The organism is Paracoccus ravus (genome assembly GCF_004522175.1).
GTDB lineage: Bacteria > Pseudomonadota > Alphaproteobacteria > Rhodobacterales > Rhodobacteraceae > Paracoccus > Paracoccus ravus.
The window spans coordinates 30,410-43,175 of sequence record NZ_SDEB01000004.1; the positions used below are offsets into that span (position 1 = coordinate 30,410).

A 12,766-nucleotide genomic window follows, 5' to 3' on the forward strand; every position below is an offset into this window, starting at 1 on the left:
CATCAGCCATGCAATTTTCGCAACGCTTACCACATAGGTGCAACGAAAGAATATGCGACAGGTGGTTGAAAATTTCTTTATCGGTCAGTTTTACTGACCTATGATGCCTCCATACCAGTCATCGCGCTTGGGAGGGCCAGATGAGTGTGCAGGAATTTTCTCTTTCCGACCGTTTCGACCTGACGAAGGGCCATGTGCTGTTGAACGGCACGCAGGCTCTGGTGCGTCTGATGCTGATGCAGGCCGCGCGCGACCGTGCGGCGGGGCTGAACACGGCCGGTCTGGTGACAGGCTATCGCGGCTCGCCGCTGGGCGGTGTCGATCTGCAGATGATGAAATCAGGCAAAGAGCTTGCGGCGGCGCAGGTGCTGTTTCAGCCCGGCCTGAACGAGGATCTGGCCGCGACCGCGATTTGGGGCAGCCAGCAGGCCGAACTGCGCGGCGAAGGCAAATATGACGGCGTTTTCGCGCTTTGGTACGGCAAGGGGCCGGGGGTGGACAGGACCGGAGACGTGATGCGCCATGCCAATATGGCCGGGTCGTCCAGGCATGGCGGGGTCATCATGGCGATGGGGGACGACCATACCGGCGAAAGCTCGACCGTGTTGCACCAATCCGACTGGGCGATGGTCGATACCTATATCCCGGTGCTTTCGCCTGCGGGCGTGCAGGAGATCCTGGATTTCGGGCTTTACGGCTTTGCCCTGTCACGCTTTGCCGGCGTCTGGACCGGCCTCAAAACGATGAAGGACACGGTCGAGGCGACCAGCGTCGTCAATGGCGACCCGTTCCGGATGACATTCGTCACCCCCGATTTCGCCATGCCGCAAGGCGGGCTGAACATTCGGCTCGGCGATACGCCGGTCGCGCAGGAAGCCCGGATGATCGATTACAAGCGATTCGCCGCCGAAGCCTTTGCCCGAGCGAACCGCATCGACCACCCGGTCTGGTATAAGTCCGGCGCACGGATCGGTTTCGTCGCCGCGGGCAAGAACTGGCTGGATCTGGTGCATGCGCTGTCGCTTCTGGGCATCGACGAGGCCGAGGCCGACCGTCTGGGCATCACCACCTACAAGGTCGGGCAGACCTGGCCCATGGACATGAAGAGCTTTCAGGAATGGTCCGAGGGGCTCGAAGTCATCGTCGTGGTCGAGGAGAAGCGCAAGCTGATCGAGGTGCAGGTCAAGGAGGCGATCTTTGACAATCGCCATGGCCGCCGCGTGTTGGGTTGGAAGCATGACCGCACGCATGAGGAACTGTTCCCGACCCGCTATGCCCTCGACCCGGTGATGATCGCCCAGAAACTGGGCGCGATCCTGATCGAGGAGGGGCGCGGAACCGAAGGCATCAAGGCTGGGCTGCAACGCCTGACCGAGGTGCGCCGCAATGACAATGCGCCGGAAATTGCGGTTCGGACGCCTTGGTTCTGTTCGGGTTGCCCGCATAACACCTCGACGCGCTTGCCCGAAGGGGCGCGGGCCTATGCCGGGATCGGTTGCCATTACATGGTGCAGTGGATGGACCGCGAGACCTCGGGCTTCACGCATATGGGCGGCGAGGGGGCGAACTGGATCGGCGAGGCCCCGTTCAGCCAGAGATCGCATGTCTTTCAAAACCTTGGAGATGGAACCTATAATCACTCCGGGTCCTTGGCGATCCGCGCCGCCAAGGCGGCAGGGACGAATATCACCTACAAGATCCTGTTCAACGATGCCGTCGCGATGACCGGTGGCCAGCCCAATGAGGGCGGTCTGACCGCGCAGCAGATCGTCAGGGAATTGCAGGCGCTGGGTGTCTCGCCGGTGGTCGTGGTCCATGATGAGAAAGAGGAAATCGACCGCGGGCAGTTTCCTTCGGGGCTGCGCTTCGAAGAGCGCGCCTCGATGCTGGCGGTCCAGAAGGAACTGGAGACCGTCCCCGGTGTCAGTGCCATCGTCTATATCCAGACCTGCGCGGCGGAAAAGCGGCGGCGTCGCAAACGCGGCAAGTTCCCCGATCCCGACCGGCGCGTCTGGATCAATCCCGAGATCTGCGAGGGCTGCGGCGATTGCGGGGTCCAGTCGAATTGCGTCTCGATCGTGCCCAAGGATACGGAACTTGGCCGCAAGCGCACCATCGACCAGTCCAGCTGCAACAAGGACTATTCCTGCGTGAAGGGCTTCTGCCCCAGCTTCGTTTCGGTGCGCGGGGCAAAGCCCAGGCGGCCAAAGGCTGCGGCACTGGATCTGCCCGCTTTGCCCAGCCCGACGCTGCCCGCGATCACCGGCACGCATAATATCGTCATTACCGGCGTCGGCGGCACGGGCGTCGTCACGATCGGCGCGGTTCTGGCCCAGGCCGCCCATATTGACGGCAAGGGCGCGGGCATGATGGAAATGGCGGGGCTCGCCCAGAAGGGGGGCGCGGTCCATATCCACCTGCGGCTGGCCAATGTCCCTGAGGATATCAGCGCGATCCGCGTCGCGGTGGGCGAGGCCGATTGCGTGATCGGCGGCGATCTGGTGGTGACGGCGGGGGCCAAGACCTTGGGGTTGATGACCAAGGGCCGCAGCGGCGCGGTGGTCAATGATCATGAGATCATCACCGGCGAATTTACCCGCAACCGCGATTTTCACATCCCTGCCGACCGCCTGCGCCTGTCGCTCGAGGCCCGTCTGGGCGAGAAGGTGGCATTTCTCGACGCCTCGATGCTGGCGCTGCGGCTTCTGGGGGATTCGATCTACTCCAATATGCTGGTGATGGGTGCGGCATGGCAGCAGGGCCTGATCCCGCTGAGCGAGGCTGCGATCCTGCGGGCGATCGAGTTGAACGGGGCCAAGACCGCCGAAAACCAGCGCGCCTTCCAGATCGGTCGCTGGGCGATGGTCGCACCGGCCGAAGCCGCCCGCTTCCTTGCGCCGCTGGATGATACGGACGCGGTTGATCCCGTCGCCTATCGCGCGGCAAGGCTCGTGGAGTATCAGGGGCCCGCGCTGGCCGAACGGTTCCGGGCGCTGGTCGGACGCGCCCCGGCGGATCTGCGCGAAAGCGTGTCCGAGGGCTATTACAAGCTTCTGGCCTATAAGGATGAGTATGAGGTTGCGCGTCTGCATCTGACCAGCGCCGCCCAGGTTGCCGATGAGTTCGAGGGCGGGGCCAAGCTGAGCTTTCATCTCGCGCCTCCCTTCATGCCGGGGCTGGATCCGGATGGGCGGCCACGGAAACGTGAATTCGGCGCCTGGATCTTGCCGCTTTTCCGGCTGCTGGCGCGGATGAAGGGTTTGCGCGGCAGCGTCCTCGATCCCTTCGGCTACAGTGCAGAACGCCGGGCCGAGCGGGCGGCCATTCTTGAATATGAATCCGACATGACCGAAATCCTTGCCGATGTGACGCCGGCGACCCTGGCTCTGGCGCGCGAGCTTGCCGAATTGCCGCTGTCCGTGCGGGGTTATGGCCCGGTCAAGGAGGCCGCCGCGCATCAGGCGGCGTTGCGGCGGCGGGAATTGCTCGATGCCTTTCGCAAGGGCGGGACGCCCATGGCGCAGGCAGCGGAATGACATAAGTCATGGCGTTCCCTGGTGGCACGTCCTAAATAGGCGCGTCATCGAGCAGGAGACCAGTCATGGCAGTAGGCGTATTCGATTCGGGGCTGGGCGGGCTGACGGTTCTGGACGCCATCGCCGCGCGTCTGCCGGATCTGCCGCTGGTCTATCTGGGCGACAACAAGCATACGCCCTATGGCGTGCGCGATGCCGAGGATATTTTCAACCTGACCTGCGCGGGGGTTGAACGCCTCTGGGCCGAGGGTTGCGATCTGGTGATTCTGGCTTGCAACACCGCCTCGGCGGCCGCGCTGAAGCGGATGCAGGAAACCTGGCTGCCGCCGAACAAGCGGGTGCTGGGCGTTTTTGTGCCGATGATCGAAGCCCTGACCGAGCGGCGCTGGGGCGACAACTCGCCGCCGCGCGAGGTCGAGGTCAAGCATGTCGCGCTGTTCGCCACACCCGCGACCGTGGCCAGCCGGGCGTTTCAGCGCGAATTGGCTTTCCGCGCCATCGGCGTCGATGTCGAGGCCCAGCCCTGCGGCGGGGTCGTCGATGCGATCGAGCAGGGCGACGAGATCCTGGCCGAAGCGCTGGTCACCAGCCATGTCGAGGCCCTGATGCGCCGGATGCCACACCCCGAAGCCGCGATCCTGGGATGCACGCATTACCCTCTGGTCCAGGACGCCTTCCAGAAGGCGCTGGGGGAGCAGGTCCAGGTCTATTCGCAGCCCAAACTGGTCGCCGAAAGTCTTGAGGATTATCTGGCGCGTCATCCGGAACTCGTGGGTTCGGGGACGGTCTCGCGCTTCCTGACGACGGGTGATCCGATCCGCGTATCGGGCAAGGCAACGCAATTTCTGCGCTATCCGATCAAGTTCGAATCTGCCTGAATAAGACGGTGTTATAGTATGAAATCGCTCAAGAAAAGGCGTCGTATCCAGGTTCTCGTTGCGGCTGCGATCGCTTTGGGCATCGCGGTCGGTCTGATCGGCTACGGCTTTCGCGATGGCATCAACCTTTATCGCTCTCCCAGCCAGATGGCCGATAACCCGCCCGCAGTGAATGAGGTCTTTCGACTGGGCGGGCTGGTCGAGGACGGCACCTTGATCCGTGGCGCGGGCGAGACCGTTACTTTCCGCGTGACGGATGGCGGGGCCTCGGTGCCCGTGCGCTTTGCCGGTGTCCTGCCGGATCTCTTTGCCGAGGGGCAGGGCATGATCGGCACCGGGCAGATGCAGGACGGAATATTCGTCGCCTCGGAAATCCTCGCCAAGCATGATGAGAATTACATGCCCAAAGAGGTCATCGATTCGCTCAAGGAACAGGGTGTCTACGAGGACCCGAATTCCTGATGCAACGCACCCCCGGTTAGGGAAGCGTTAACCCCCCGAAGCCAGCTTTTCCGGATGCATGCGGAGGGCTGAAGATGAAGACTGTCGAGCAGATCGCGCGCGAGATCGTCACGCGCGAGGGTGGCTATGTCAACGATCCCGACGATCCGGGCGGCGCGACGAATTACGGCGTCACCCTGACGACCTTGCGTGGCTTGGGCGAAGACGGCAATGGCGATGGCAAGGTCGATCTTGAGGATCTCAAGGCGCTCGACCGGGCCGATGCGCAGCGGATTTTTGTCACGCATTACTTTCGCAAGCCTCGGTTGGGCGAATTGCCCGAGCCATTGCAACCTTCGGTTTTCGACATGCAGGTGAATGCGGGGGCCAATGCGGTCAAGATCCTGCAGCGCCTGCTGACCCGGATGGGGTTCGCGACCAATCCGGACGGCGTGATCGGCCCCCAGACGATCGAAGCCGCGCGCCTTGCCCAGATCGCTGCGCGCGATCATCTGGCTGACGCCTATGGCATCGAGCGGCGGAATTATTACTACAATCTGGCCGATGCCCGACCGGCCAGCCGCAAATACGCCCGCAGCCAATCCGGCGGCAAGGGCGGCTGGATCCTGCGCGCCGAGGAATTCATCTCGGCCCGATACCACCTGACACTGACGGAACATCAGGCGAGGACTGCCGCATGGGGATGATCGACCGTTTCCTGAATGCCTCGGGGGCCGTGACCACGGTCAGCAATGCCGCGACCGGGATGGCCGAGGTGTTTCGTGAAAATGCCACCCGGCGCATGGAACTGGACGAAGAGGCCCATGCCCGGGCGTTGAGCCAGATGGGCGCGGAATTCGCGCTCGCGCCGCAGGGCTGGTTCGATGGGCTGATGAACGGGATGAACCGGCTGCCGCGTCCCTTGCTGACGCTGGGAACGCTGGCGCTGTTCGTCTATGCCATGGTCGAGCCGGTGGGGTTCGGGTTGCGGATGCAGAATCTGAACCTCGTTCCCGAGCCGCTCTGGTGGCTGCTTGGCGCGATCATCAGCTTTTATTTCGGCGCGCGCGAGGCGCATTACTTTCGAATCCGGCCCCGAACCGTTCCACCCGCGACCGAGACTGAGACCGAGACTGAGACTGCGACTGCGGGCGCTGCGGCGCTGCGCGCGACGCCCTCGCCGGTCCAGGACGAATTTGCCGATAACGCGGCTCTGAGGGATTGGGTGGCCTCTCGCGCCTCGATCTGACGCGAATGCGACATCAAGGACGGCGGCGGGGCTGGTCTGGCCCCGGCGTCGTCGCTATCTTCGCCTCAACAGCCGGAGGAGAAGATGAACGCTGAAATCGGCCATTTTGCACTGATCCTTGCCTTTGCCGTGGCCTTGTTCCAGATGATCGTGCCGATGATCGGCGCGGCGCGGGGCTGGAGCGGATGGATCGACAGCGCCCGGCCCGCGGCAATCGCGCAGCTGGGATTGATCGCGATATCCTTCGTCGCGCTGACGATTTCCTTCGTCACCTCGGATTTCTCGGTCCTTCTGGTCTATGAGAATTCGCATACCGCGAAGCCCATGATCTACAAGATCTCGGGCGTCTGGGGGAACCACGAGGGCTCGATGCTGCTCTGGGTGCTGATCCTTGCGCTGTTCGGAGCTGCCGCCGCCATATTCGACGCGAACCTTCCGCCCCGGCTGCGCGCCCGCGTCCTGTCGGTTCAGGCCGCGATCGGGGCGGCGTTCCTCGCCTTTATCCTCTTTACCTCGAACCCGTTCCTGCGGCTGGACAGCGCGCCCTTCAATGGTCGCGACCTGAACCCGCTGTTGCAGGATCCCGGGCTCGCCTTCCATCCCCCCTTTCTATATCTCGGCTATGTCGGGCTTTCGATGGCCTTCAGCTTTGCCGTCGCCGCGCTGATCGAGGGCCGGGTCGATGCCGCCTGGGCGCGTTGGGTCCGGCCCTGGACGCTGGCGGCCTGGGTTTTCCTGACCATCGGCATCGCGCTTGGGTCATGGTGGGCCTATTACGAACTGGGTTGGGGTGGCTTCTGGTTCTGGGATCCGGTGGAAAATGCCAGCTTCATGCCCTGGCTGCTGGCCGCGGCCCTGCTGCATTCGGCGATTGTGGTCGAAAAGCGCGAGGTCCTGAAAAGCTGGACCATCCTGCTGGCGATCATGGCCTTCGGCTTTTCGCTGATCGGGACCTTCATCGTCCGCTCGGGGGTCATCACCTCGGTGCACAGTTTTGCCAATGATCCTGAACGCGGCGTGTTCATCCTTGCCATTCTTGCGCTTTTCGTGGGCGGGGCGCTGACGATCTTCGCCGCAAGGGCCGGGTCGATGCAGGCCAAGGGCGTCTTCGCGCCGCTTTCGCGCGAAGGGGCGCTGGTTCTGAACAATATCCTGCTGGCGGTATCGGCCTTTGTCGTCTTTATCGGCACAGTTTGGCCGCTTGTCGCAGAACTGCTCTGGGACCGGAAACTCTCCGTCGGCCCGCCCTTTTTCGAGAAGGCCTTTACCCCCTTCATGATCGTTCTGGCGTTGGTCCTGCCGCTGGGCGCGATCATCCCGTGGAAGCGGGGCCGGATGGGCCGTGTCCTCGTTCCGCTGCGCGGGGCGCTGATCTTTGCGGCGGCGGTGATGCTCCTGGTCTTTGCCGTCTCGACCGGGCATTCGGCGCTGGCCGTCCTGGGAGCGGGACTGGGCTCATGGCTGATCGCGGGTGCGGCTGCGGATCTGTGGCAGCGCAAGGGCAATTCCGGACCCTCGCGCCTGGCCCGGCTGCCGCGCGCGGATTGGGGCAGGGTTCTCGCCCATGCCGGCCTGGGCGTGACCTTCATCGGCGTCAGCCTGCTGATGGCCTGGCAGGTCGAGGATATTCGCGTGGCCCAGATCGGCGAGACATTCGAGGTCGCAGGCTACGATGTCACGCTGGAAAGCGTCGAGGATATTCACGGACCGAATTACGTCTCGACGATTGCCGCGATGAGGGTCGAGCGCGATGGCCGGATGGTCGCGATGCTGCATCCCGAGAAGCGGGTTTACCCGGTCCAGGCCATGCCGACGACCGAGGCCGCGATCCAGAGCGGATTGTTCCGCGATCTCTATCTCGTCATCGGTGATCCGCAGCAGGGCGGGGGTTGGGCAGTGCGCACCTATATCAAGCCCTTTGCCGGATGGATCTGGCTGGGCTCGGCGCTGATGGCGCTGGGTGGTCTGATCAGTCTCAGCGACCGGCGCTACCGTGTCGGGGCCGGTGCGGCCCGCGGCGCGGCGCTCGCACGCCCGGCGGAGTGACATCATGCGACTGCTGACTCTATGCCTGGTCCTCCTGCTTGCGCTGCCGGCCTGGGCGGTCCAGCCCGATGAGGTGCTGTCGGATCCCGCGCTCGAAGCCCGCGCGCGCGAGATCTCGCGCATCCTGCGCTGTCCGGTTTGCCAGGGCGAGACCATCGACGAATCAAACGCCCCGATCAGCCGCGACCTGCGGCTTTATCTGCGCGAAAGGCTGGTCGCCGGGGATGATGACAAAGCAGCGGTGCAGGCGGTGGTTGACCGTTTCGGCGAATATGTCCTGTTTGAGCCACCAGCGCGGGGGATCAACTGGCTGCTCTATCTCGCCGGCCCGCTGATGGCTCTTTTCGGCCTCTTTGTCGGATGGCGGTTCATTCGCGCGCGGGGACAGACCGAGACCGATCCTCAGGAGTTGAGCACCGAGGAAAAGGCCCGGCTCGACCGGCTGATGCGCGATTGACGTCAGGTCGCCTCTTTCCCATCCCGCATGGCCTGGCTCAGGATGCGCGCAAGATCGGGGAGAGAGAAGATCATGGAAGAGCGCACAATCACCGTCACGACCAAGGCCGGCATCACCCGCATCGCGCTGAACCGGCCCGAAGTGATGAATGCCCTGAACGCCGCGATGCGCCATGACTTGACGGCGGCGCTTCGCGACCTGCCCGAAGAAACGCGCTGCGTGGTGCTGACGGGGACGGGGCGCGCCTTCTGCTCGGGGCAGGATCTGGGCGATGCGACGGCGGGCCTGGATGCCGAACGCATCCTGCGCGAGGAATATGAGCCCATGCTCGCCGCGATGACCGAGGCCCCCGTGCCCATCATCGCCGCGGTGAACGGCGCCGCCGCGGGGGCGGGCGCAAATCTCGCGCTTGCCGCGGATGTCGTCATCGCCACCGAGAGCGCGAGTTTCGTGCAGGCCTTCAGCCGTATCGGCCTGATCCCTGATGCGGGCGGCACCTTTATCATTCCGCGCGCCGTCGGCACCGCCCGCGCCATGGGAATGATGCTCTTCGCCGAGCCTCTTTCTGCCGGTCAGGCGGCCGAATGGGGCCTGATCTGGGAGGCGGTTCCAGATGCGGAATTCGCGGCGCAGGTCGAAAGACGCGCCGCGGTCCTGGCCTCGGGCCCGACCCGTTCCTTTCTTGCGATCCGCAAGGCGCTGCGCGAGGCGGCGGGCCAAGGCATGTCCGAGCAACTCGCGCTCGAGGCGCGGCTGCAAGGCGAGATGGTGCGCACCGCAGATTTTGCCGAAGGCGTGGCGGCCTTCCTGCAAAAGCGACCCGCGCGGTTCTCCGGCTGCTAGGGTCAGGTCTGGCTGCTGATCAGGGTCAGAAAGTGACCGTCGCGGCGAGGAGGATGGTGGGAAGCAACGCATCGTGGCATCGGTCGGATCGGGTGGCGGCCTGAGAGGATCAGAAGGGAATCCGGGGATCCGTCTTCCCCCCAATGATTGGCCGGTGCTTGCGGCGGCCGTTGCAGCGCCACTTGTCCTGCGCTCCGTCCGTCAGAGTGGCAAGCGCGAATGCTTCTACCTTTCAAAGCTCTGGATCGGCGTCCTCGCCCCGGGCTGCAAGCCGCCGATTGGCTTTGGGCGGAGGAGCAGCGCCGCCGCGCCTTTGCCATGGCGCTCCGGTCGACACGAAGAACCGGTATGCCCTATTGTTGACGGCGTGCGGCTTGTTGCCCATGCCGCATTTTCAATGCCGTATCTGGCGACCTGGCCTTTTTGACCGGCAGGCACGATGCTGTGCGACGTGCTTCAGATAGATCGCGTCGATGATCGTCCTCTACGGCATTCTTCGACGGCCAGCCCCGGCACAATCCGGGCGAAGATCCCGAAGTCACTCCAGCTATTGCAAAGGGATATGGCCGGGACCTGGGGCGCGGCGATCGCTTGTCGTGGCTTCTGGGAAGAACGCCTCCGGGCGCTCCATCTGGGCTTGGTCAATCCTAGGCGGCCAGGGTGACAAAGCGCGGCTCATCCCCGCTATTGTCGAAAAACGGCACCCTGTCCGGCTGCGCCAGCGGGCCAGGACGCTGGGCCAGCCCCGCGACCTCGGCCAGCACCACCTCGGTGATGAAGGGCAGATCCAGCGCCCGCGCCTGGGACAGGGGGACCCAATGCAGATGGGACAATTCGTCACAGGCTGCGCCGAAATCGTGCAGGTCGCCGGCGATCCGTTCCGCGTCGAGCAGGAAAAAGCGCGCGTCGAACCGCCGCGTCCGTCCTGGCGGGGTGATCGCGCGGAAAATGCAGAACATCGCCGAGGCATCGGGACAAAGCCCGGACCGGATGTAATGGGTCCAGCCCTCGGGTGCTGCGCCATTCACGCCGGTCATCAGGCCGGTTTCCTCGGCCAGTTCGCGCAGCCCAGCGGCCAAAATGGCCTCGGGGCGGGGGGCGCTGGCCGGGCGCGGCGCGAGCGACAGGACCTTGCGCGTCAGGGTGTCGGCCGGCCGGATCCGCGCCCATGCATCCTCGGGATCGACCGCGCCTCCGGGAAAGACGTATTTCGAGGGCATGAAACTGGCCTGGACGCCCCTTTGGCCCATCAGGACCGACGGGCCCGCGGCGGCCTTGCGGTCGAGCACGATGACCGTCGCGGCGTCGCGGATCTGTGGTTCCGTCATCGGACGGCCTGCTGCGCCGCGCCGAAGCCATGCATGCGTCGGGCCCATTGAAAGCCGACGAAAGCGCCCTTGATCATCGGGAGCAGGGCCAGGGACAGTACAACGGCCCCCAGTCCGAATCCCACAAGCATGGACATGGCCGAGGGGCGCCAGGCCATGTAGACGGCAAGCAGAAGCGGCGCGCCCAGATGCGAGACAAGCAGGATCGTCAGATAGGCCGGACCGTCATCGGCGCGGTGATGGTGCAGCTCTTCGCCACACGAGGCGCATTTCGACCGCACGGTCAGGTAGCCGTCGAACAGCGCGCCCTTGCCACAGGCGGGGCAGTGCCGGGCCGCGGCGCGCAGCATGGCGGGCCGGACCGGGCGATCCTCGGGAAGGGAATGGGAATGCGGCATGGCGCGGCTCCGTTGGGCTGGACGGCTACCAAGCTAGGCATGAGGGCCGGGAAAGAAAAGTCCCCCGCGCCAGACCTCGCCTTATGCCGCGACCGACCCGGCCTAGCGCCGGGCCTTACGCCGCCACGGGCGCTCCGGCAAGGACGATGCGGTTGCGGCCCTGCGCCTTGGCGCTGAAAAGCGCCCGATCGGCCTGCGACAGCAGCAGGTCCGGCGTCAGGAAGGGGTCCTGCGGCCCCTGCGACCCCTGCAAGGACGCGATCCCCGCCGAGAAGGAAATCCGGATCTCGGCGGCGGGGCAGCCCAGCGGCAGCGGCACGGGGCTGGCCGCCACCTGCTGGCGCAGCGTCTCGGCGATCTCGCAGGCGGCATGAAGGGGATGATCGGGCAGCACGGCCAGGAATTCCTCGCCCCCGATCCGGGCCAGGACGGCTTCGGCAGGAAGCGCGCGAGAGAGCTGCTGCGCAACGCTGCGCAGCACCGCATCCCCGGCGGCATGGCCGAAACCGTCATTGACCTGCTTGAAGCGGTCCAGATCCATCACGATGACCGACAGATGGCGTTGCGCGCGCATCGCATCCTCGAGCATTGCGGCCAGTCGGGGCAGGGCATGGCGGCGATTGTAGAGCCCGGTCAATGGATCGCTCATCGCCCATTGCATTTGGCGCAGCGTCTCCCGGCGCAAGCGATCCTGCTCACGCTTGCGGCGCAGCTGGGCCTCAAGGCGCATTGCGGCCTCGGAGACGGCAAGAGGGTTGGCAAATCCCGACGCCAGCACATCGCCCGCACCAAGATCCAGCGCCACCGCAGTCATGTCGAGCCTTTCAGGGGCCAGGATGATCACGAAACCCGCCTCTTTCGAGACTGGCCGCGAGCGCAGTTCCGAGAGCAGCCGCAGCCCGTCGCCGGGCTGGTTCATGTCGGCTGCGATCAGATAGATGTCGGGCACCTGCCCATAGGCCGCATCGGCCAGCGCGCGATCGGGCTCGCAGACGGTGATCGCAAAATCCAGCCCCCGTTGCAGCGCATGCCGCCATCCCAGGGCGGTGCCGGGCTGGCCCGCGATGAAGACGGCATGCGGGCGCTCGGAATGGCGGAATTTGGCGGCGGGCTCGGCAAGGATATCCGGCGGTCCCGAAGCCTGGGCCAGCGGGTCCGAGCGCATCAATCCCCGGATCCGCGCGAGCAGCGTGAGATCGTCCTCGAGATCGTCGATCAGGGCCGAGGCGCCGGCCCGAAGCGCATCGATCCGGGCCGCACCCTGCGCCTGTACCAATATCGGCAGATCGGCCATGCCCACGAGTTCCCGCAGCGCAGTGCAAAGCTGCGCGGATGTCATGTCGGGCAAGGCCGGGCCGATCAGGACGATCTGCGGCTCGCTGCGCTCCGCGAGGCGCAGGGCCTCGGCCCCCGAGGTCGCGGTGATGACTTCGTAGCAGGCCGTCGTCAGCCTGACTTTTGCGATAATCCGGGTTGTCGGCGCGCCATCCGCGACGAGAATGCGCCCTGCGATATTCATCTGTCTTCTTTACACCTGCTGGCCTCGCCCGCATCCTTGCGGCCAACTGGTTAAGAAAGCGTTTCCAATCG

Annotated in this window: 11 protein-coding genes; 8 read left to right on the forward strand and 3 right to left on the reverse strand. The window is 64.9% G+C overall.

Translation table 11 applies throughout. The annotated features are described in order from the left end of the window. Positions 1-140 precede the first annotated feature (140 nt). The 8 genes from ESZ60_RS04585 (at position 141) to ESZ60_RS04620 (ending at position 9,450) form a co-directional block, all read left to right on the forward strand. The gene (locus ESZ60_RS04585; RefSeq protein WP_134679247.1) at positions 141-3,536 is read left to right on the forward strand and encodes an indolepyruvate ferredoxin oxidoreductase family protein; all 3,396 of its coding nucleotides are present in this window, start codon (positions 141-143) and stop codon (positions 3,534-3,536) included. Positions 3,537-3,601: 65 nt separating this feature from the next. Next, complete coding sequence (locus tag ESZ60_RS04590; protein WP_134679248.1) at positions 3,602-4,414, forward strand: glutamate racemase; 813 nt, start codon at positions 3,602-3,604, stop codon at positions 4,412-4,414. Between the two features lie 18 nt (positions 4,415-4,432). Next, positions 4,433-4,876, forward strand: coding sequence for a cytochrome c maturation protein CcmE (gene ccmE, locus ESZ60_RS04595; protein WP_134679249.1), 444 nt, complete (start codon positions 4,433-4,435; stop codon positions 4,874-4,876). A 74-nt stretch (positions 4,877-4,950) separates the two neighbouring features. After that, positions 4,951-5,562 carry a holin-associated N-acetylmuramidase gene (locus ESZ60_RS04600; RefSeq protein WP_134679250.1) on the forward strand — a complete coding sequence of 204 codons (612 nt, stop codon included), beginning with the start codon at positions 4,951-4,953 and terminating at the stop codon, positions 5,560-5,562. Further along, on the forward strand, positions 5,553-6,104 hold the full coding sequence (locus ESZ60_RS04605; protein WP_134679251.1) for a holin family protein: 552 nt from the start codon (positions 5,553-5,555) through the stop codon (positions 6,102-6,104). Before ESZ60_RS04600 ends, ESZ60_RS04605 begins: the two co-directional genes overlap by 10 nt. 84 nt (positions 6,105-6,188) lie before the next feature. Next, positions 6,189-8,150, forward strand: a complete 1,962-nt coding sequence (locus ESZ60_RS04610) for a heme lyase CcmF/NrfE family subunit (RefSeq protein WP_134679252.1) — start codon at positions 6,189-6,191, stop codon at positions 8,148-8,150. A gap of 4 nt (positions 8,151-8,154) precedes the next feature. Further along, a complete protein-coding gene (locus ESZ60_RS04615) occupies positions 8,155-8,607 on the forward strand; it encodes a cytochrome c-type biogenesis protein (protein ID WP_134679253.1) in 453 nt (150 codons plus the stop codon). Positions 8,608-8,679: 72 nt separating this feature from the next. Beyond that, a complete protein-coding gene (locus ESZ60_RS04620; protein ID WP_134679254.1) occupies positions 8,680-9,450 on the forward strand; it encodes an enoyl-CoA hydratase-related protein in 771 nt (256 codons plus the stop codon). A gap of 647 nt (positions 9,451-10,097) precedes the next feature. Here ESZ60_RS04620 and ESZ60_RS04625 read toward each other — a convergent pair. From ESZ60_RS04625 to ESZ60_RS04635, 3 genes are all read right to left on the reverse strand, one after another. After that, complete coding sequence (locus tag ESZ60_RS04625) at positions 10,098-10,778, reverse strand: NUDIX hydrolase (protein ID WP_134679255.1); 681 nt, start codon at positions 10,776-10,778, stop codon at positions 10,098-10,100. Then, positions 10,775-11,176, reverse strand: a complete 402-nt coding sequence (locus ESZ60_RS04630) for a DUF983 domain-containing protein (RefSeq protein WP_134679256.1) — start codon at positions 11,174-11,176, stop codon at positions 10,775-10,777. Before ESZ60_RS04630 ends, ESZ60_RS04625 begins: the two co-directional genes overlap by 4 nt. A 115-nt stretch (positions 11,177-11,291) precedes the next feature. Beyond that, the gene (locus ESZ60_RS04635) at positions 11,292-12,695 is read right to left on the reverse strand and encodes a diguanylate cyclase (RefSeq protein WP_134679257.1); all 1,404 of its coding nucleotides are present in this window, start codon (positions 12,693-12,695) and stop codon (positions 11,292-11,294) included. Positions 12,696-12,766: the final 71 nt, after the last annotated feature.

What these genes read in the sequence shown, in the direction of transcription:
- ESZ60_RS04585 (WP_134679247.1), top strand. Translation starts at nt 141, where the DNA reads ATGAGTGTGCAGGAATTTTCTCTTTCCGACCGTTTCGACCTGACGAAG.
- ESZ60_RS04590 (WP_134679248.1), top strand. Translation starts at nt 3,602, where the DNA reads ATGGCAGTAGGCGTATTCGATTCGGGGCTGGGCGGGCTGACGGTTCTG.
- ccmE (WP_134679249.1), top strand. Translation starts at nt 4,433, where the DNA reads ATGAAATCGCTCAAGAAAAGGCGTCGTATCCAGGTTCTCGTTGCGGCT.
- ESZ60_RS04600 (WP_134679250.1), top strand. Translation starts at nt 4,951, where the DNA reads ATGAAGACTGTCGAGCAGATCGCGCGCGAGATCGTCACGCGCGAGGGT.
- ESZ60_RS04605 (WP_134679251.1), top strand. Translation starts at nt 5,553, where the DNA reads ATGGGGATGATCGACCGTTTCCTGAATGCCTCGGGGGCCGTGACCACG.
- ESZ60_RS04610 (WP_134679252.1), top strand. Translation starts at nt 6,189, where the DNA reads ATGAACGCTGAAATCGGCCATTTTGCACTGATCCTTGCCTTTGCCGTG.
- ESZ60_RS04615 (WP_134679253.1), top strand. Translation starts at nt 8,155, where the DNA reads ATGCGACTGCTGACTCTATGCCTGGTCCTCCTGCTTGCGCTGCCGGCC.
- ESZ60_RS04620 (WP_134679254.1), top strand. Translation starts at nt 8,680, where the DNA reads ATGGAAGAGCGCACAATCACCGTCACGACCAAGGCCGGCATCACCCGC.
- ESZ60_RS04625 (WP_134679255.1), bottom strand. Translation starts at nt 10,778, where the DNA reads ATGACGGAACCACAGATCCGCGACGCCGCGACGGTCATCGTGCTCGAC.
- ESZ60_RS04630 (WP_134679256.1), bottom strand. Translation starts at nt 11,176, where the DNA reads ATGCCGCATTCCCATTCCCTTCCCGAGGATCGCCCGGTCCGGCCCGCC.
- ESZ60_RS04635 (WP_134679257.1), bottom strand. Translation starts at nt 12,695, where the DNA reads ATGAATATCGCAGGGCGCATTCTCGTCGCGGATGGCGCGCCGACAACC.